At 46.8% G+C, this 18953-nt stretch carries 15 protein-coding genes, 2 tRNA genes and 2 pseudogenes; 6 read left to right on the forward strand and 13 right to left on the reverse strand.

Going from position 1 to position 18953, the window contains the following annotated elements; translation table 11 throughout:
- Nucleotides 1-8: 8 nt before the first annotated feature.
- Together SIB66_RS12800 and cobI are read right to left on the reverse strand one after the other, a co-directional pair.
- A complete protein-coding gene (locus SIB66_RS12800; protein WP_063405809.1) occupies nucleotides 9-659 on the reverse strand; it encodes a DUF4079 domain-containing protein in 651 nt (216 codons plus the stop codon).
- Nucleotides 659-1423 carry a precorrin-2 C(20)-methyltransferase gene (gene cobI / locus SIB66_RS12805; protein WP_063405808.1) on the reverse strand — a complete coding sequence of 255 codons (765 nt, stop codon included), beginning with the start codon at nucleotides 1421-1423 and terminating at the stop codon, nucleotides 659-661. The genes SIB66_RS12800 and cobI overlap by 1 nt, the downstream gene beginning before the upstream one ends.
- A gap of 62 nt (nucleotides 1424-1485) precedes the next feature.
- Here cobI and SIB66_RS12810 point away from each other — a divergent pair, with 62 nt between their 5' ends.
- The gene (locus SIB66_RS12810; protein ID WP_063405807.1) at nucleotides 1486-2043 is read left to right on the forward strand and encodes a 1,2-dihydroxy-3-keto-5-methylthiopentene dioxygenase; all 558 of its coding nucleotides are present in this window, start codon (nucleotides 1486-1488) and stop codon (nucleotides 2041-2043) included.
- Between the two features lie 14 nt (nucleotides 2044-2057).
- On the opposite strand, the gene SIB66_RS12815 is transcribed toward SIB66_RS12810, so the two are convergent.
- Entirely contained in the window at nucleotides 2058-2672 is a 615-nt protein-coding gene (locus SIB66_RS12815; RefSeq protein ID WP_063405806.1) for a tRNA-(ms[2]io[6]A)-hydroxylase, read from the reverse strand.
- Nucleotides 2669-3118 carry a type II 3-dehydroquinate dehydratase gene (gene aroQ / locus SIB66_RS12820; RefSeq protein ID WP_041375201.1) on the reverse strand — a complete coding sequence of 150 codons (450 nt, stop codon included), beginning with the start codon at nucleotides 3116-3118 and terminating at the stop codon, nucleotides 2669-2671. Before aroQ ends, SIB66_RS12815 begins: the two co-directional genes overlap by 4 nt.
- Nucleotides 3119-3227: 109 nt before the next feature.
- Here aroQ and SIB66_RS12825 point away from each other — a divergent pair.
- Together SIB66_RS12825 and SIB66_RS12830 are read left to right on the forward strand one after the other, a co-directional pair.
- A tRNA-Tyr gene (locus SIB66_RS12825) sits at nucleotides 3228-3309 on the forward strand.
- A gap of 10 nt (nucleotides 3310-3319) precedes the next feature.
- Nucleotides 3320-3391, forward strand: a tRNA-Thr gene (locus SIB66_RS12830).
- Between the two features lie 208 nt (nucleotides 3392-3599).
- Here the strand turns inward: SIB66_RS12830 and SIB66_RS12835 are convergent.
- The 3 genes from SIB66_RS12835 to SIB66_RS12845 form a co-directional block, all read right to left on the reverse strand.
- Nucleotides 3600-3869 carry a DUF1651 domain-containing protein gene (locus SIB66_RS12835; RefSeq protein ID WP_063405805.1) on the reverse strand — a complete coding sequence of 90 codons (270 nt, stop codon included), beginning with the start codon at nucleotides 3867-3869 and terminating at the stop codon, nucleotides 3600-3602.
- 48 nt (nucleotides 3870-3917) lie between these two features.
- On the reverse strand, nucleotides 3918-4097 hold the full coding sequence (locus SIB66_RS12840; protein WP_063405804.1) for a hypothetical protein: 180 nt from the start codon (nucleotides 4095-4097) through the stop codon (nucleotides 3918-3920).
- A gap of 983 nt (nucleotides 4098-5080) precedes the next feature.
- The gene (locus SIB66_RS12845; RefSeq protein ID WP_236070122.1) at nucleotides 5081-5230 is read right to left on the reverse strand and encodes a hypothetical protein; all 150 of its coding nucleotides are present in this window, start codon (nucleotides 5228-5230) and stop codon (nucleotides 5081-5083) included.
- Between the two features lie 392 nt (nucleotides 5231-5622).
- Between SIB66_RS12845 and SIB66_RS12850 the strand changes: the two genes are divergently transcribed.
- Nucleotides 5623-7017, forward strand: a complete 1395-nt coding sequence (locus tag SIB66_RS12850) for an alanine/glycine:cation symporter family protein (protein ID WP_413410219.1) — start codon at nucleotides 5623-5625, stop codon at nucleotides 7015-7017.
- An 18-nt stretch (nucleotides 7018-7035) separates the two neighbouring features.
- Here SIB66_RS12850 and SIB66_RS12855 read toward each other — a convergent pair whose 3' ends face one another.
- The gene (locus SIB66_RS12855; protein ID WP_074164557.1) at nucleotides 7036-8487 is read right to left on the reverse strand and encodes a glycoside hydrolase family 13 protein; all 1452 of its coding nucleotides are present in this window, start codon (nucleotides 8485-8487) and stop codon (nucleotides 7036-7038) included.
- Complete coding sequence (locus tag SIB66_RS12860; RefSeq protein WP_236070121.1) at nucleotides 8402-8632, reverse strand: hypothetical protein; 231 nt, start codon at nucleotides 8630-8632, stop codon at nucleotides 8402-8404. Before SIB66_RS12860 ends, SIB66_RS12855 begins: the two co-directional genes overlap by 86 nt.
- Nucleotides 8633-8693: 61 nt before the next feature.
- On the opposite strand from SIB66_RS12860, the pseudogene SIB66_RS12865 reads away from it, so the two are divergent.
- Nucleotides 8694-9253: pseudogene (locus SIB66_RS12865) on the forward strand (aldehyde dehydrogenase family protein); the annotation flags it as partial.
- A gap of 861 nt (nucleotides 9254-10114) precedes the next feature.
- Here SIB66_RS12865 and SIB66_RS12870 read toward each other — a convergent pair.
- Nucleotides 10115-12667, reverse strand: coding sequence for a hypothetical protein (locus SIB66_RS12870; RefSeq protein WP_413681328.1), 2553 nt, complete (start codon nucleotides 12665-12667; stop codon nucleotides 10115-10117).
- Between the two features lie 620 nt (nucleotides 12668-13287).
- Between SIB66_RS12870 and SIB66_RS12875 the strand changes: the two are divergent.
- Nucleotides 13288-13842 (forward strand): annotated as a pseudogene (locus SIB66_RS12875) (ThiF family adenylyltransferase); the annotation flags it as partial.
- 289 nt (nucleotides 13843-14131) lie between these two features.
- Here SIB66_RS12875 and SIB66_RS12880 read toward each other — a convergent pair.
- From SIB66_RS12880 to SIB66_RS12890, 3 genes are read right to left on the reverse strand one after another with little or no spacing between them, the layout of a single operon-like run.
- A complete protein-coding gene (locus SIB66_RS12880) occupies nucleotides 14132-15235 on the reverse strand; it encodes an HlyD family secretion protein (RefSeq protein WP_063407783.1) in 1104 nt (367 codons plus the stop codon).
- On the reverse strand, nucleotides 15232-18135 hold the full coding sequence (locus SIB66_RS12885; RefSeq protein ID WP_063421316.1) for an ABC transporter transmembrane domain-containing protein: 2904 nt from the start codon (nucleotides 18133-18135) through the stop codon (nucleotides 15232-15234). The genes SIB66_RS12880 and SIB66_RS12885 overlap by 4 nt, the downstream gene beginning before the upstream one ends.
- A 5-nt stretch (nucleotides 18136-18140) precedes the next feature.
- Entirely contained in the window at nucleotides 18141-18872 is a 732-nt protein-coding gene (locus SIB66_RS12890) for a peptidylprolyl isomerase (protein ID WP_236073577.1), read from the reverse strand.
- Between the last annotated feature and the right edge of the window lie 81 nt (nucleotides 18873-18953).

The following is an 18953-nucleotide window of genomic DNA, read 5'->3' on the forward strand; positions in this document are numbered from 1 at the left end:
TGGCCTGCTCAAGCTGCTAAGAGATTACGTGTGCCTGTGATCGCCTGCACTGCAAGCAATACAGCAACCAACACGTTGGCGTAAACATGCAGTCGTCGCATCGAGAGATGACGAGCAATCTCAGGTTTGGCTGCCACCGATGCGAGCAACAACCCGCTCAGCAACACACCGCTCCAGTAGTGGGAACGCCAAAAGTCTGCATCGAAAGGGTTGTCTGTGAGACGATTGATCTCCGGTTGTGCTCCCAGCAGTAGCAATGCCAACCAGCAAGCGAGGCCCAACAACGCACGCGCAGCAGGGCGCCTCACCTTGAGGAGACGGATGTAGATCACCACAGTACCCAACTCGGCAAGGGCCAAGGCCACGAGTCGACCAACCCCAGCCAAGCCCCCGGGCGCCGCCTCGAACCAAGCGGACAAATAGCTATGAAAAAAGGCGATCAACACTGCCACCAACACCCCTCCAGCAACCCAGCGGCCATGCTCGGCATGTTCAACAGGCACCGAGGCAGGCAGCGGATTGATCTGCAAGCGCCGCTCGCGAGCCAAAGTGCCAAGCCGAATCGTGGCACCCACCACTGGATAGACAAACAAAATGATCAGCACGGGGTGCAACAAGCCAAACCACTGCAGGGCGGTCAAAGAGAGAGCACTAGACATCAGGGCATCACCTCCGGCCAGCCTTGGCGCACCAACAACAACGAAAAATAGGGCTTAGCTGTTGCGGGCACCTCGCTGGCCTGCAACACCTGCTGATCGGGCCAGCCCAAATTCTGGGCAAAGAGTGCTGATTGCAATAAATTCCGCTCTTCGAGCAAGGGTCTCACCCAGGCCCAGCGGTGCGCCAACTTGAGCAACGCCAGCACACGCCCAGAACCAACAGCATCCTCTAGTAGAACCTCGAGCTCGCTGGATTGATCTGGGGTCGGCAAAAGCAAAAGTTGTTCCTGCTGCATCGCCAAGGGCCAGTTACCTGCAGCAGCGGCGGCGGCAACGGCCGTGACTCCTGGGATCAGCCGAACCTGGCAATCAGGATGATGCTTCTTGAGAGCCAGCAAGATGTAAGAGCTTGTGGCAAACAGAGACACATCACCCTGACAAAGCACCACCACTCGCTCTCCTGCAGCAACGGCAGTTGCCAGTTGATCACTGGCCTCTCGCCAAGCCTGCTGGCGCGGTTCAGCGGCAGCCACCATCGGAAACAGCAATGGCAGTTGGCGTTGCTCAGCACGAATCCATCGCGAGGAAATGCTCGCCGCCATCCCTTTGCCCCCTTGCTGTGCCACGGGATAGGCCACAACAGTGGCCGCTTCAATCGCCTCAATGGCAGCCAGGGTCAACAGGGCAGGATCACCAGGGCCCACCCCGACCAAGGTGAGAGCTGTAGTTGAAACAGCAGGGCTCGACAAAGCCGAACGAAACATTCAGCCGTCGTTCTAAGACGCCACGATCAAGATGGCTGCAAAGACCCCTTCAACCTCTGGGAATGAGTCGCCTCAGCATCCACCCCGAAGGCAGCACCAACGCAACAAGCCCGGCGGAACCCTTATTGGAGAGCGATGATCCTGCAGTGATCAAAGCCGAGCTGGCCAAACGGGGCATTGAATTCCAGCGTTGGCCAGCCAAAGTCAAGCTCAATCAGAACTCAAGCGAGTCCGACATCCTTGCGGCCTATGCCGTCGAGATCGCCCGAGTGCAGGCTGATGGCCGTTACCCCACGGTGGATGCAATCCGAATCACGCCAGACCACCCTGATCGTGAAGCGCTGCGCCAAAAATTCTTAGCCGAACACACCCATGCCGAAGACGAAGTTCGCTTCTTTGTAGAAGGCCGTGGTTTGTTCTGCTTACACATCGGCGCGGAAGTGCTGCAAGTGCTCTGCGAACAAAACGACTGCATCAACGTGCCTGCCGGAACTCGCCATTGGTTCGATATGGGCAGCAAGCCACAGTTTTGTGCTGTGCGATTCTTCGATAACCCAGAAGGCTGGATTGCAAACTTCACAGGGGATGTGATCGCCGAGAGATTCGCCAAGCTGCCATGAGGCTGAAGTCGGCTTCAGCTATGCATGCGTGGCTCAGGATGCAAGTTGGCGAGGATCCCTGCCTCCACAGCTGCCAACTCCTGCAAACGAACAATGATCAGCTCACGCTGAAAGCGCTGCTCACAGAGCCTCCAATAGAGGCCGAAATGACGCGCCTCACTCGCCAGGAGATCTGCATAGAGCTGACGCAACTCCAGATCAGCTAGGTGGGTGGCAAGCAACGACATGCGTTCATGGCTACGGGCTTCAATCAGCCCTGCCACCAAAAAACTATCGAGCATGCGCTGCGGTTCATCCCTACGGATCTGTTTGGCCAACACTGCTCCATAAGGGGGTGCTGCCAGAGGCTCCAGGTAACGCCCTCTGGCCTTAAGCAACGTGAGCACACGCTCAAAATGCTCCAGCTCTTCTCTTGCTAAGGGGCTGAGAACTTCTCCAAGCCCAGGCTCACACAAGTAGCGAAACATCAATTGCACGACGGCACCCGCCGCCTTGCGCTCGCAATGAGCGTGATCAATCAGCAGCTCGAGCGGATGAGCAATCGCCTGCTCCAACCAAGCATCACTGGTGGGAGCAGCCAGCCATTTGATCGTGGCGTTTGACGTCTTAGCAGCAGCAAGAGCACTCATAGGGCCTGCTGCGGCTGACGCAAATGAGCCAACAGCCCTTCCAAAGCAAGGCGATAGCTCAATGCACCAAAACCGCTCACCACACCCACAGCGCGATCAGCGAGATAAGAGTGATGCCGGAAGCCCTCACGGGCATGGGTATTGCTGAGATGCAACTCCACGTATGGAATCGCTGCTCCGAGCAGAGCATCCCGTAAAGCAATCGAGGTATGGGTATAGGCCCCAGCATTGATCAGAATTCCTTGCACCTGGCCGATGGCTTGATGGATGCGATCCACCAAAGCACCTTCAAAGTTGCTCTGGAAACACTCAAGCTGAACCGCTTCTGCCTCCGCCTGAGCGAGCAGGTCTGCCTCAATCGCTTTCAACGTCATTACGCCATAAACACCAGGCTCTCGTTGACCCAGAAGGTTGAGATTGGGGCCGTTGAGCAGCAGCAGTCGCATGGCCCTGAAGCATGAAGAGGGTGAAAGGATCGTATCGATCCCCACAAGACCTTCCCAGACATTCAGCCACAAAGGTGCGATCTGCTGGTAATGTCTGCAGGTGTGGTTCGGGTCGGTGCCCGAGTGGTTAATGGGGGCGGACTGTAAATCCGCTGGCTCTGCCTACGTTGGTTCAAATCCAACCCGGCCCACCTTCCACATGCCCTTGTAGCTCAGTGGTAGAGCACTCCCTTGGTAAGGGAGAGGTCCCGGGTTCAAATCCCGGCGAGGGCATTGAACCCGAAGACGAAGGAAATCCAAGAGCGGTCAAGAGACGGCCAAAGTCTCTTTTTTTGTGCCGATGCAGGCGATTGAAAGAAATAAAACCCCTCTCCTGAAATAAAACCCCTCTCCTGTTTTCAAGACCTTTCAAACAAGCAAAAGGATGGCTTGGTTTTTTGCTGGTTTTTAGGGCGAAGTGTTCAGGTCTTTTCTTGATGAGTCAAGGGTCTAAGCCAACCCCCCATTGCGGCTCCACACGGTGCCATCCATCTGCCCTCAACTTGTTCCAGATCTCAACGGCATCACGCTTCGCTAAGTGCCTCCTGCTTTTGAGCAAAGCAGGAGACCCGTCAGGCATTGCTCGCCCTTTATCCATAAACACAAATAGATCATTCCTCCAAGACTTTTGATCGCGATGAAAACGAAGGGACCAGTGCTTGTTTGGATCAATCAACCAACCTTCTGGCTCACATGCTGAACTGCCACCCATAGAACCCCTCAGTAGTAAGTATGTATTACTTCAGGAGCAGGGAGTGTGTCAAGCCCTCTTTGCCAGCTCCTTGTAAGCCCAATAGCCACCCGCGGCAATGATCGCCAAAGGCACAAGAGCTCTAAGAACCGAGAGAGCGGCAAAGAGAAGCAGAGAGAACGCACCGAATTTCTTGACGATTGTCTTTGTTTCGTCGCTCATCGCATCCCAACGCTCGATCAAAGACATGGTGACTGGACTGCATGCTGATCTGCTTTCTACCCAATACCTCTTGCGATGCAACCTCAAGGGCAGCAATCAACAGGCGAGCCCAGCCTTGCTAGTTCGCTCAAAAGACTTTTGACAATCAACCAAGTCAAGTAAAAGCACTGTCTGGTTCACCCCAATGACATCCCAAAAGCCTTGGGTTATTGCTAGGGAAAGCCACTAGATCTCATCTTGCACAACTGGGATACGGGCACGATGGAGACCCGTTGTGGCTCAGGGGGCCTTTCCACAGGCCCCCGCAAAATCAAGTTGGCTGCACTTGATAAACCTTTGAGCGGCCATTGCACTTCCTCACACCCCACGAGATAGGAGCCTTCGACTTCGTGATTTCTTGTTCAACACAGATGTTTTGATTATTTGCCCAGTGCGCGACAGGCGCCAAACTGAAGCCAATAAAAGCAAGAGACAAAGCAGCTATTAGCAGAGCAGCTGCCGTAACAACAGGAAGCACAACGCTTTTCAGTGTCTCCATTTCATTGGCCCGGGGAAGTCAATGCCAGCTTAAGAAAGCGAGGAGGTCTTTTTTAAGGCGGCGCCCAACCTATGGAACCCGATCAATATGCAAGCGTTGTCACATTGTTCTATTGTTCAATTTTTTCATTGTTCCAATGTTTCATTGTTCGATTGCTCAAACTTATCTGAGCTGACGGTCATAGAAGAAGCAAACAAGACGAGAGAACCCCCCGATCACAACAGCTGCCAGAAGATGCACCTAGCAAAGCCTTAACTGACTTTCAAGCGCAAAGTTGGCGCAAGATGTCACATCGGCCAAACATTGAATCCATCAGCTACAAACAACATTTCATGCGCAGCCATGCGCATGCACGCCTCTAGCGATCAGCCCCTTCTCGATCGCCGTCTCCTCAATAAACGTCGACATTAATTTAGATATCGCAACCAAGCACGTAGGCATTGATCATTTCTTTGAAAATTCAATCACACCACTACGCCGATCTAGAAAGGCTGGAAGCAGCAACAACGTCTACTGCAATGCCACTAGACAATCCTGCAACGACAACAACACCTTCAGCAGCAGCGTCTATCGCAGCAACCTCTACAGATTTAAGCCTTGATAGCTCCAGCTCTGCTGACAAGTCGCTCTATTGAAAATAACTCTGCTGCAAGCAGTCTTGAGCAAGATTCAGACAGCAGCGACAGTTATGACTCCATTACCGGTACAAGCTCCCTCGACATCGCCGCAACCGATAGTGGGAACAGTGTGTATCAACCGTCAAGCACTGCTCTGTCCTTCAATAGGCATGGGGAAGAATCTAAGTCACTCTTATAGCTGAAGCCACAAAAGGAAAGAACCTGGGATGGACCACAACTCAATACTGTGCTCACCACCACACTCCAAAGCAAGACTAAAAGGACCAACTTTTAAACAACGCTTTCTACTGCTGATGTAACAACCTCAAAGGCAAGCTGATACGAACATTGCCCTCAGCAGAAGCCTCTGAGACCATCTTTGGGAGCCTTTGCCAAAATGGATATGTTTCCAGCGTCGCTCTTGACGAATTTATCCTTACAACTCGGACAGTTCCCAAGCGGACTGGAAGACGCAGTCGAAGCCATCAATAATCCGATTAACGGCTTTGCCTGGGGTTGGCCCACAGTGATCCTGATTGCAGGCACCGGCATCTTGCTGATGGTTGGGCTGGGCTTTATGCCCTTACTGCGCATCCCCTATGGCCTGCGCATGCTGCTTCGCAATCCAACCTCCTCTAGCGAGGGCGAAATCAGTCCATTCCAGGCACTGATGACCTCGATGGCGGCCACGATCGGCACGGGCAACATCGCCGGTGTCGCTGTTGCGATCGCCATGGGCGGCCCTGGGGCGGTGTTCTGGATGTGGCTAATTGCCATTTTTGGCATTGCCACCAAATACGCCGAAGCCCTACTTGCAGTTCACTTCCGCGAAGTGGACCCCCTCGGCAATCATGTCGGAGGTCCGATGTACTACATCCGCAATGGCCTAGGTCCAAACTGGGCCTGGCTGGGCGGATTCTTTGCCCTGTTTGGAATGCTGGCGGGCTTTGGCATTGGCAATGGAGTGCAATCGTTTGAGGTCTCCAGTGCCTTAGCCACGATCGGCATCCCTCGGCTTTTAACGGGTGTCGTGCTTGGAGTGCTTGTCTTTGGAGTCATCATTGGCGGCATTAAACGCATCGCCCAGGCTGCATCCGCCATCGTTCCTTTGATGTCGTTGTTTTATGTGATTGCTTGCCTGGTGATCATTCTCAGCAACATCAGCGCAGTGCCAGCAGCGTTCTCAACGATCTTCTCCAATGCCTTCACAGGAGAAGCCGCTGCCAGCGGCACGTTGACCCAAGTGATCCTGATGGGCTTCAAGCGCGGCATCTTCTCCAATGAGGCTGGTCTCGGTAGTGCGCCTATCGCTCACGCTGCCGCCAACACCAATGACCCAGTTCGTCAGGGCACTATCGCCATGCTTGGAACCTTCATCGATACTTTGGTCATCTGCACAATGACGGCTCTGGTGATCATCACCACCGGTGCCTATCAGAGTGGTGAGTCAGGATCTGATCTATCAATCGCTGCCTTCAACAGTGGCCTTGCAGGCTCAGGTTGGGTCGTGACAGCTGGCCTCGTGGTGTTTGCGCTAACAACAGTGCTTGGCTGGGGCTTTTACAGCGAACGCTGCACTGAATATCTCTTTGGTGTGCAAGCCATTCTTCCCTTCCGCCTGGTGTGGGTCGCTGTGGTTGTGATCGGTGCTGTTGCGGGCAATCGCGGCGTGGTGTGGGACGTAGCTGACACACTTAATGGGCTGATGGCGATTCCTAACTTGATTGCACTGGTATTACTCTCAGGCACTGTCTTCCGCCTCTCCAAAAACTACCAATTTGAAGAGGGCTAAACGTAGAGGTGATCTTGATCAGCTCAACAACACTGCTGATTGAGGGCCTAATCCCCGGCCATTGCATTCAAATGCTCCTTCCAGCCAAAGAGGGTCTGTCGATGAGCCTTTCATCGGCAACCATGACCTGCGACTGCGATTGACCCACACATGAATCGACGTCTCCTTTTGCGTTGTGGCTGGCTCGGGCTGCATCCAGCAAGCATGAAGTGCATCAGCTCCAATGGGTTGCCATTGCAAACCGCCATCAGCCAACGCTGGGCAACGTTGGCGCAGATCACTCAACGACTGAATGAAATCGCGCAGATCTGCAGGCCAAGGCGTATGCCAAGGGAACCCTTCGCGGCAACCTGGTTCAGGGCCACCCTGCAAACCCGCCTCTGTGCCGTAGTAGATGCAAGGCGCCCCCGGTTGCAAAAACATCAACAGCAAGGCCAACTTCAACGCCGCAAGATCACCCTGAAGTGTGTGCAGAGCTCTCGGCACATCGTGGCTATCAAGCAGGTTCAACTGGCTGCGGTTCACCTCAGGTCGATACCAACCCAGCGTTGTTGCCAATAGCTCCACAAAAGCCTCCCCACTCAGAGGGTCAAGGGGATAGGCAGGATTGCGATACCGACGGCGTAAACGCTTACCAGCAACCCAGCAAAGGCTGCTCCAACCGATCCGATAATTCATCACCCCATCAAAGTGCTGCCCCTGTAGCCACGATCTCGCATCACCCCAGATCTCAGCCAAGATCCAAGCGTCTGGATTCACTGCCTTAACCATGTGCCGAAACTCCAGCCAAAAATCAGCAGGCACCTCATCAGCCACATCCAGCCGCCAACCATCGATTCCTTGCTCGAGCCAATGACGCGCCACCGCAATCAGATACTCACGCACAGGAGCATGGGCATGATTGAACTTTGGCAAGGCTGGATCGTTCCACCAGCAGCTGTAACCACAATCCTGCCCACGCCGTGGATAGGGATGAAGCGGCCATTGCCGCACCACAAACCAATCGCGATAGGGCGAAGCCTCACCATTTTCCAAAAGATGATGAAACGCCCAGAAACCCCGACCACAGTGATTAAACACGCCATCCAAAATGATGCGCATCCCGCGGCGATGCACCGCCTCAATCAAAGCCTCTAACGCTGCATTGCCACCGAGAAGCGGATCCACCTGCAAGTAGTCATAAGCGTGATAGCGATGGTTAGCGGCAGAGCTAAAGACGGGTGTCAAGTAAAGGCAGCTAATACCAAGCGTCTGGAGATGATCAAGGGCCTCGATCACCCCGTAGAGATCTCCCCCCTGAAAACCCTGCTCAGAAGGATCACTGCCCCAGCAGCGCAAAGCCAAATGCTGATGAGCTAAGACACGGCCACTGCAACGAAAACGATCAGGGAAGATCTGATACACCACCGCCTGGGCAACCCAGCGGGGAGTGTTGGTCAGCCCATCGATCTGGTGCATGCCCCATTGCATACCAAGTTCCCACCGCTAGCACTTGAACAAGAGAACAGCCATGGATGATCAGCTCCTTAGCCTGGCTCACACTCAGGGCACCAGCAGCTCCAGGGCGGCCGTCATCAACCCCGCAGGTCAACCGATCGCCAACGCTTGTGCCCATCCGCCAACAGCGCCGGCACCACTGCTAGACACCTAGACACGAGTAACAATCCTGTCAGACCTTGCTTCCTGAAAACTTTCTACTAAGTGAACTGCGCAACCCAGTCATTTCGGGCCTCACAAGACCAGAAGCCTGGCGCAGACAGCAACTCAAGCAAATTGAGGCCCTAATCGAAAAGCACCAAGAAGAAGTGCTTGATGCCCTGGCAACGGATCTAGGCAAACCACCAACCGAGGCATTGTTTGAGCTGATCGCTCTGCGTGGGGAGCTCAAACTGGCTCAACGGCAGCTAAGCCGCTGGATGCAAGCCAGGCACGTACAAGTGCCTTTAGCCCATCAGCCAGGTCAAGCCGAGGTGATCCTCGACCCCCTGGGTTGCGTTCTGATCATCGGCCCCTGGAATTACCCCTTCTCTCTAACCCTCCAACCACTGATTAGTGCTCTGGCAGCAGCAATACAGCAGTGCTCAAACCTTCCGAGCATGCACCTGCCACCTCTCAACTGATCGCCCATTTGATCCCTCAACATTTCTCCAGCGAGGTCATACAGGTGATCGAGGGGGATGGGGCCATTGCTGCAGCACTGATCAAGCAACCCTTTGATCACATCTTCTTTACCGGCAGCGATATAAGAAAGTACATAAAAATAGAGAAATTACGAAGAATATTTAATCTGTTCTAAAGTCGCCTGCGATTCAACCATCAGAATCATTAGACAGACAATGTGATTATTAAGCATTCCATTGTCAGCCCTGTTCTGAACTAAGACAAAAGTCTCAACAGTCAAGAAATGAACATTCAATCCTGTACAAGGCAATGCAAACGGGAGTTATCTCAAAGTTAACGATGACTTATTCATAGGCAAAAGTCACGAGATGGTTATCAACTAAAATCAAACCTGCGAGAATGAATCAAAAAAAACCAAGACCTCTTTAAGACAAAGACACACCTTCACTAGGGTAAAATGATTTCCACAAAAGACCTTGGGAGACAACGAGAAAAGGCTCTAACAAATGAATACATTATTAGCAAACTTACTAAAGGAGGCTAAAAACTTCTGACTTCGCCTGACCAAAAAAAGAGGGGTTAAAGTTGGCCTATTAGTAAAGAGCGTAGAGAAACTTGAACCGAGAAAATCGGATACTACAGACTAAAAAGAGCAGAAAATCACATTTAGAATCAATTATAGAGTCACAAATAAAGGCGAAAGGTCCTCGCCTATAAAATCAAAAAACTAATAGACAAAAATTATATCAGCAGAGCTAGATACTGCCCAAATCTGAGCTTATTCATAAGAGAATAGGCGAAAGAAATGAAGTTACTCACACACAATAACAAAAGAATGACGAAAGAGTGGTCACAGTAGAAAAAATGGCCCTTCTCCAAAGTTTAAAGTCACGGAAAACAGTATTTTGATATTTAGCTCATTAGTTCTAAGCGTTAATATTTACTATGATCTGCGATACTATAATCGATTAGTTGATTAAGTACTTGACCCACCGATGATGTCATCATTCAGGCCGGTGCCTGTAATGTCCTCTGTGTAATTACCTCCCCCACCTGATACTGACGGATTAGGGTTATTTGTTCCTCCTGTAACCACTTCGTCCCGAGGTGCATTATCAGAATCTATATTTGAATTGGAAGTATTCGTATTTTGCACATGTTCTAGAGGAGCATCATATCCACCAGACGAGGCTAAGGCTTCGAGGGTATTCTGCTTCTCAAATGATGTATTATCCCAGGACTCATTAATACCATTTTGTGCATTTAGCTCTGTCCATGACATTTGGTTGTCCCCTACAGTTGTTCCATTCGACATTCCATGAAAATCTTTATCACTTAGATGAAGGGTTCTGCCCCAATCTTTATCTAATATCTTGAGATCAGCGATATCGATGACTCCATTGAAATCAGCATCGACATCACTGGCATAAGTGTTAGCTTCTGCTTGCTTGGTCTGAGTGCCTATATCATTGCCCAAATTATCTTTCATCCCAGAGGTTACATCTTTAAGGGTCTGACGCGCTGCTCCTGCATTGAGGAATGCAAGGTCTTTCATTCCTACAGTGCCGTCAAAGTTGAGATCACCCTGAAATGTAATCAGGTTTTTTGATCCAACGTTAGTACCAACATCGTATTCATCCGTTTGATCCTTACCATGTTGGTCTTTCCTAGTGACTTCCATCCTGTATAAATTTTTACCGGCATTAAACACTTTCCCAGCTTGATCGTCGCCAATTTCTACAGCAATCCTGACTGTCTTTTCTTCTTGTTTATTTGGATCGTAGTCTCCTATTTTCAGCCCATTAACTTCTTCTGCCGATGTAGTAACAAAGCTGCCACCTTTAAGTTTATTATTAGTGGCATCAATCTGATCGAGTGCTGTTTGATCAAGGATTCCATTTTTACTGTAGTCTGTTGATGTGGTGGTAGCTGTTTTTAAGAATCCAGATTTCGACGAAATCACCTTGCCAACAGCACTATCCTCAGTGGCAAGATTTTTGATTGTGATATCTGTAGCTGCTACATTGCCAGTATTTTTCCAAGTGACATCGCTGTAAACAGTTGAACCAGCTCGTATCAGGTTGGTCTTAATTCCTCCTGATGCAACGCCAATGGTTCGATTGGAGGCGAAAGTCAAGTCACCAGTTTGACTCAAGTCAACTTGGCCTTCATAGAGGGCTATCGAGTCCTTGATTGCTTTGACGCTACCGTTTAAGTCTCGCAAGGTACTGATTTCTGCATTTTCAAGGCCGCTGGTCTCTGTAATGCTCTTGGAAAATACAGTAGAATCTCGATTAACAGAAAGATCAAATTCTAATGTTCCATCAAATGCATCCACACCGGATTCAGCCCCGTCATAGGTGAGCAATTTGCCAGCAGTGGCACTTCCTGTTGTGTATTTGGCTAACGCAGTCTCGTCAAAATTTAGAGCAATTGAAGCGAATACCTTGTTTTCACCTGATGCTATGCCAGCGCCTGCATCGGTGAGATGATTTAAACCAGCACCAGCGATACGTATTTCGCCTTTAGTGTTATCAATATGTATCGCATTGGCGACAGGAAATAGAGAGGATAATTGGATTTGATCTTTATCAATTGAGCCGAAAAGATCTGTGTTGAATTTTAAAGTGATATCAGTGGATTCAAGTGTATAACCTTGGGCTACATTTTTCGCTAAAATGTCTAATATATAGGCATCATTATCTGTAGCGCCAATACCCTTGATGGCCGTACTTTTTAAAGGATCTTCTCTAATTGTTGTATCTACATCTGTCTCAAGCGCTATGCCGTCAGTTTCCGTTGAGCTGCTCCCATCTTTTCGCTTTGCTTTCCTAAGTTCATAGCTAACTTCTAATTTGTCGCTTCCCTGTGAAGCGGGTGTAGTAGTGCTCTCTCCTCCAGACTCTGTACTTCCCTGTGAAGCGGGTGTAGTAGTGCTCTCTCCTCCAGACTCTGTAGCGCTTAACATAGTCCAAGTGTTGTATGTTGCTTGCTCGGGGGTATCCTTTCCTCCTTGGGCGTTGTAACCGACCTGTACGGCATCATGGCTGTCACCAAAACCATGGTCACCAACAAACCTTGTGACAACGGATTTATCGTGATTAGCAAAATAGAGAATATAATTTTCTTGGCTTACACTATTACCAAATTCGTCATTATTTGGAAGAGTAGCATACACCGTATGCCAATCAGTTGTCGAAGCAGCATATGAATCGTAATCATCAAATAAACTTTCGTCGTAGTTGCTCCAATCCTCTGAGGATAAGTTTACATCAGCGTCGTATGACTTATATGTATATTGTGTATATTGAGGTGCATTAGTACTAAACCACGCCCCCCCGGAGACAGAAAGTCGGGGGGCGTGTTTTGGGTATCTGTCTCCGTTATTATGTGGATGTCCTGGTGCCCAGCCTAGGTCTATCTTTATGTCATCAACCCCATCCCCATCGATATCTATGAAGTCCCTGTCAAGCAAACGATCGCCCTTTATTTCATGCTTAAAGGCTGTACTAGCAGTGAATTCGGCCATCCTTTTTCTCCCAAGGGAAGCTCAATAGCTTTTATCTCTATTTTATCAAACTTTAGCAGTTCGCGCTGGAGAATCCAAATAGACAGGGCTGGTTAGCTGTCAATGTTCAAACTGTTACAAAAGCTGTTGTCTCCATCAGCAAATAGGGGCGAGTGTTTAAGGCTTGGCCTGGTCTTATTGCCCAAAAGAAAGCATGTGAGGGCAAGAAAGCTCGATATTACATTAAAACAGATTCAAGATGTATATTCTCGTCGCTATCAGAGCTTGAAACTCGTCAGAACATTGAAGTGATTTGACAGAGATTAGATGGATAGGTTAGCCAGGGCCTGGTCTCTGTACTGCTGGCTTTTGCTGCAGTGCGTTTTAAGCATGCCTGCAATTACACCAGACCCATAAGTGCAATTAGGTAGATATACTCAGCGCGTGATCATTGCTGCAGTATCGAATGGTTTGTGTAGCAAGGGGTGAAGAAAGACCAGCTAGGAATCAGTTCAAGATTCAGGCTGATATAGAGATCGTCAAGCAATAGCCACCGGTGTGGGGCTGTTTAGAAGCTTTTTGAGTGTAGGTAACCAGATGGAATTAACATCAATGATCAGATAGCATGTTTCTCTCAATAGATATGTGTTGACCTGAGCCCAGATGAGTTAGAGCATTTTTTTCGTCATCTCACCCTGCCAGAGGTTGGGATGACTGGTCAGAAACGACTCAAGGCGGCTTCTGTGTTGTGTGTGGGTAGTGGCGGGCTCGGTTCGCCGTTGCTGCTTTATTTGGCTGCTGCTGGTGTAGGCCATATCGGGATTGTCGATTTCGATGTTGTTGAGCTCTCTAATTTGCAGCGCCAGGTGATCCATGGCACGAGTTGGGTAGGTCAACCAAAAACGCATTCTGCTCGGGCTCGCATCCTTGAAATCAATCCCCATTGTCAAGTGGATGTCTACGAGAAAGCGCTGACGCGAGATAACGCTCTTGAGATCATTCAGCCGTACGACATTGTTTGTGACTGCACTGATAATTTCCCTAGCCGTTACCTGGTGAATGACGCTTGTGTGCTTTTAGGTAAGCCCAGTATTTATGGATCGATTCATCGCTTTGAAGGTCAGGTCACGGTGTTTAACCTTGATGCTGAGAGTCCTAACTATCGTGATCTAGTGCCCGAACCGCCACCCGCTGGCTAAGACTTGATGTGGTCTGCAAATTAGATTGTAGAGAGTTTTCAGGTAAGATTTAATATTAGAGATTAGAGATTAGAGATTAGAGATTAGAGATTAGAGATTAGAGATTAGAGATTAGAGATTAGAGATTAGAGATTAGAGATTAGAGATTAGAGATTAGAGATTAGAGATTAGAGATTAGAGATTAGAGCATTGTGAAGAGTCGTGAGTTTAGATAGTGAATTATTAGACAGATCGATTTGCTATTATACCGAGGTACTTTTTTAAGATATGTGGAAGGGTTGGGTTGTCATCGTTGCTGGGTTAAAGGATCAAAAAGCCCAGAAAGGACGTCAAAAACAGTTGTTATCACTGCCTTGTCTCTTAAGCGAACCCGGGCTGTTACAGACATCCCTGGACGAAGTTGGGAAAAATTAAGAAGGTCAGGTTCATTCGGTTTAATCAACTGCAAATCTGCAGTATAGATTTTTAGTGCTGAATTATTATTGTCGCCTTGAGTCATTGGGGACAAAGAAAGAACTTTTGCTTCTATGCCTCCAAAATCTGATGTAGGATAAGCATCAATATCAAGACTAGCTTTTGAATTGACTTCTACTGGTGCACTGATTTTTGAGGGAATTTTTACTTTTGCTATTAGTTCTCGGTCAGGGATTATTGTTGCTAAGACATCTCCAGGTTGAATCCTTTCTCCTGGAGTTTGGTATTTTACATCTTGAATAAATCCATCTACTGGCGCTTTAATGACAAAGCGTTTTGACTTTACTTTTAAGATATTGATTGTTGATTGCATCTCTTCTATAGTTTGTTGTGCTTGGTGCCTAGAACGTTCTTTTTCTTCTAGCAAAGTAAGTATAGCAATTTTTGTTTGTGATATTTCTGCTTGCTTTTCGAGAACCTGGTTCTTTTGCATAGCTCCTAGGTTGGCTAGATACGTCAGTTGTTTTAATAGGGTATTATCGAGTTGGAGTTGATCTTTTTTTTGTCGGATCCGTAAATCATACATCTTATCTTCTTTAATATTTTTTTGGGATAAAATGCTTAATCTTCGATTGAGACTGTCTAGACGAAGCTTAGTCTCATCATCGCCGTAGACTAAAAGTGGGTCACCAGATTTAACAGACTGATGAGGCCTAGTGAGAATCGAACTAATCACACCATGATCAATTGTTGATACTTTTACAGCAGGTCTGGCGGTTGTTAGTTCACCTTGAAGCATGACAATCTCTTCGACTCGGGCAAAAATTGACCAAAGTAGCAGAGCAATGGTTCCAGAGCCTAAAGTCCATATTAAGACACGCGACCAAATAGGGGGCGGTGGTAATAGTCCAAGATCAACTGGAGGAGGTTTTTCTGCCTGTTTTTTTTTTGTAGAGAAGAAATTAAATATATTCATGTTGGTTCTCCAAACTGGGATTGGTACAAGGCAAAATACCTGCCTTTTTTTTCTATTAATTCCAAATGGGTTCCTACAGAATCTACTCTACCGGTGTGCATAACAATAATCTGATCAGCTTCAGTAAGGGTTGAAAGCCGGTGAGTAATCATTAACAGAGTGCTTTTAGAAAAGTATGACCTGAGGTTGCTGACAACTTGTCGCTCTGTATCTACATCTAGTGCTGAAGTGGCTTCATCTAGAACAACCATATTTGGATTTTCTAATAACATTCTTGAAAGTGCTATTCTCTGACGTTGACCACCTGAAAGGCCTGCTCCTTTTTCACCAACGGGGGTACTATAACCATTTGGTAAATTCATGATAAACTCATGTGCACATGCTATTTTAGCCATTTCTATAACCTTGTTACTTTCTGCTTGAGGATCGCCAAGGGCTATATTTGAGAATATAGTACCTTCAAAGAGCATACAGTCTTGAGGTACATATCCAAGTTGTTGGCGCAAAGAATAAAGGTCGACTTTGGAAATGTCATAATTATCAATTAATATACGGCCAGAAGTTGGAGTATAAAGTCTTGGAATCATCTTCAGGAAAGTACTTTTTCCACAACCACTTTGGCCAACGAGTCCTACAAATGAGCCAGCCTTGATATCAAGACTTACAGATGAAAGTACTGGAGTGGTAGTCGAGGAATAGGAAAAGCCTACCTCATCTGCTTTTATGGTTCCTTCAATCGCTGGCATGACGATATGACCTTCTTCATTTTCTCCTATTTCAAGAGGTTGATTGACTATGTCACTAACACGTTCTAGTGAAAGAGACATTTCCTGAAAACTTTGCCAAGACGAGGCAAGTCTTAACATTGGTTGTGTAACATATCCACTGATAATTCTGAATGCAATCAGCTGACCAAGAGTCAACTGATTGCTGACTACTAATGTTGAGCCAATTCCAATGACAATGATGCTACTAACTTTATTAATTAATTGAAGAGCATTGGAACTGGTTGTATTGGCAAGAATAGCTTTAAAACCCTGATTAATTGAATTAAGGTGTCTTTCCTCCCATTTTTTACGTGAAGCTAATTCTGCATTCTGAAGCTTTACAGTTTGAATCCCACCAAGGATTTCAACAAGTAAGGCCTGAGTTCTAGAAGCAGCCTCGGCACGTCTACGAATGAGGCGTTGAGTAATCGGTGTAATTCCAACAGTGACCGCAAATAGGAATGGGATTGTCAAAATCACAGCAAAAGTGAGTATAGTGCTATAAAAGAACATGACTGCGAAGTATAAAATTGCAAAAATCGCATCTAGTACAGCAGTTAATGCTGTACCCGTTAGAAAGCGTCTGATATTATCAAGTTCTCCTAAACGACTAGATAACTCACCTACAGGCCTGCTATCAAAGAAGCGAGCATTAAGTTTTAACATCCTAGAGATAATTGCTGAACCAACACTAATATCTATACGATTTGATACTTCGACGAATTGAAATGTTCTAAGGCTGGCAAATGTAGTCTCTAGAACTACAAAAATCAACATCAGGATAACAAGTGGACTTAGTGCTTCAATCGCTCCTTTACTAATAACCCTATCAATAATTTGTTGAAATAATAAAGGTGTCGCCAAAGCAAATAACTGATTAAGAAAACTAGCGGCAAAGACTTCGACAAGTTGTGCTCGATATTTTTGAACATATGGGAATAACCAGGCTAAGCTAAACCGCTTACGTGGAGTATGAAGTCCTATCTCAACAGAAATAACTTGGGGTGATTCTGAGAGAAGGGCGGATGCATCGGATAGGTTTAATTTTTCTATACCCTTAAGAGGATTGAGTATGGTAAGTTCTCTGTTATTAGTATTAACAATTACAGAACTCATACCTTTATCATCGATCCAAATACAAGGCAAAGGAAGCCTGAAGGGATTATCGATGTTTATTCGTACTGCACGAACAGCAAAGCCAAAGCTATCCATTATGGAAAGCATTCTAATATTCCAATTGATGTCATCTTGATCAAGTACGTCTGCTGCTCTTAGAAGAGTATCTCGCCTAATTGGTACTTCAAAGAAATCAGTTAACATTTTAAGGCTGGATACAAAGCATTCCTTGCGATTGCTTCCACGTGCAAGGCGATAGCCTTTGTGTTCAGAACTATTATCTTCATTCTTAAGTTCTGGTGTAACAAGAAAGGAGGGTTGAGAAACATTTTCTTGCTGATGATTATTTAAAGTATTAGTGCTATTGGGTTCAATAATAGCAAATATTTCATCTGAAGATATGTCTAAAAGTTCTATATGGGCGATTCTAGGAAAATCTGAAAGAGAGAAAAAGGTGTTGCATATTTCAGTTGTAATAATCTGTCCATAAATAAAGCCATCTTTAGGAGAATCAAGGTAAATAAGCAAACTACTTGATTTTTTTTGAGATGTAGGTTTATAGATAAACACCTTTTCTTTAAATAGAGAATATTTTGGTATAACTCGTTCTTTAAATTGTAAATTGCTTTCGATTTGTTTGTAGAGGTAAGGCAATTCAAACTCGCTTATATTATCATTTAAGATGTTGGAAATAAAAATTTCACCTTCAGGCGTTAAACCATTAAGATCTATATTTCTATAGGTACAAACTGTTTTAGCCCTGACTTCTTCATGAAGTGAACGATCTAGGAGTTGAGAGATTCCTATAATAAAGGGGGCTTTGAGAGTATCAGTTGTGAGTGAGCCAAAGGTACGATCCTGATCTATAAGTCTAACCTCACCGGAATCAAGAAGAATAAGTTGATCAGCAACAGTATTTCTTGAAAAAATCAATGAACCGGCTTCTGATGTTGTAACAGAAGAGTTATTGAAAATATTGTCTGAGATATGCTTGTAGAAAGAGGCAGTTAGTTGCAAAGTTATTAGCTCCCTAATTCAATCATTTGATTAGTTAGCTGACTAGCAAGCTCTCGTGATTTGGTACTAAGTACAAGGTTGCCTAAAAATTCTTTTGTACGTTCATCGTACTGGCTATCAAAACGATATTCAAGCCTAATAATTGCATACCATTGATCGGCCATAAAAGGTGAAAAGAGCTCTCTAGCGGCTGCGGTTCGTAGTCGAGCGGATACTTCTGGATGAGGAGTAGTTAGGTCTACAGGCCCAACAATACCTTGAGTCTTTGACTCTGGTCCACAGCTATACATCTCAGAAGCTGTTCCAAAGTCAACTTCTCCAGCTTCAATTGAATAAAAAAGCTCTTGGGCAAGATCTTCTCCCTCAACACGGATTAAACTGTAAAGTACACGATCAAGACGGTCTTTATATCTCAGAAATAGAGATTCACCAGATCCCTTAAGTATCTCTTCAATAACTTTTTTACGTTTTAACCTATATTTTGCATAGGAGACAAGTCTATCATCGCTAACAGCAAGCAAATGGTTTTGACGCCAAAGGTCAAAGCTATTCTCATCAGTAATGTTTAATTGACTTACTAATACCTTAATTGATTCTGCTCCCGATACACTGTAATCAGATGATTCAAGCTTAAATTGGTTGACAAATTCAATCTCGGCTTGGGCTCTTGACAACGGTTCGATTAACTCATGTAGAGCTAAGCATTGGACAAGTTCTATGTGGGAGTTTTGAGCCATAGGGAAATGATAGGTAGAAAATATGCGTTTGTCTAATACTGGCACGCGAACATATAAATTATGAACTGAGGGATGGAGATA

This window comes from Prochlorococcus sp. MIT 1318 (assembly GCF_047304505.1).
Taxonomy (GTDB): domain Bacteria; phylum Cyanobacteriota; class Cyanobacteriia; order PCC-6307; family Cyanobiaceae; genus Prochlorococcus; species Prochlorococcus marinus_D.

What these genes read in the sequence shown, in the direction of transcription:
- SIB66_RS12800 (WP_063405809.1), bottom strand. Translation starts at nt 659, where the DNA reads ATGTCTAGTGCTCTCTCTTTGACCGCCCTGCAGTGGTTTGGCTTGTTG.
- cobI (WP_063405808.1), bottom strand. Translation starts at nt 1,423, where the DNA reads ATGTTTCGTTCGGCTTTGTCGAGCCCTGCTGTTTCAACTACAGCTCTC.
- SIB66_RS12810 (WP_063405807.1), top strand. Translation starts at nt 1,486, where the DNA reads ATGAGTCGCCTCAGCATCCACCCCGAAGGCAGCACCAACGCAACAAGC.
- SIB66_RS12815 (WP_063405806.1), bottom strand. Translation starts at nt 2,672, where the DNA reads ATGAGTGCTCTTGCTGCTGCTAAGACGTCAAACGCCACGATCAAATGG.
- aroQ (WP_041375201.1), bottom strand. Translation starts at nt 3,118, where the DNA reads ATGCGACTGCTGCTGCTCAACGGCCCCAATCTCAACCTTCTGGGTCAA.
- SIB66_RS12835 (WP_063405805.1), bottom strand. Translation starts at nt 3,869, where the DNA reads ATGGGTGGCAGTTCAGCATGTGAGCCAGAAGGTTGGTTGATTGATCCA.
- SIB66_RS12840 (WP_063405804.1), bottom strand. Translation starts at nt 4,097, where the DNA reads ATGTCTTTGATCGAGCGTTGGGATGCGATGAGCGACGAAACAAAGACA.
- SIB66_RS12850 (WP_413410219.1), top strand. Translation starts at nt 5,623, where the DNA reads ATGGATATGTTTCCAGCGTCGCTCTTGACGAATTTATCCTTACAACTC.
- SIB66_RS12855 (WP_074164557.1), bottom strand. Translation starts at nt 8,487, where the DNA reads ATGCAATGGGGCATGCACCAGATCGATGGGCTGACCAACACTCCCCGC.
- SIB66_RS12860 (WP_236070121.1), bottom strand. Translation starts at nt 8,632, where the DNA reads ATGGGCACAAGCGTTGGCGATCGGTTGACCTGCGGGGTTGATGACGGC.
- SIB66_RS12870 (WP_413681328.1), bottom strand. Translation starts at nt 12,667, where the DNA reads ATGGCCGAATTCACTGCTAGTACAGCCTTTAAGCATGAAATAAAGGGC.
- SIB66_RS12880 (WP_063407783.1), bottom strand. Translation starts at nt 15,235, where the DNA reads ATGAATATATTTAATTTCTTCTCTACAAAAAAAAAACAGGCAGAAAAA.
- SIB66_RS12890 (WP_236073577.1), bottom strand. Translation starts at nt 18,872, where the DNA reads ATGGCTCAAAACTCCCACATAGAACTTGTCCAATGCTTAGCTCTACAT.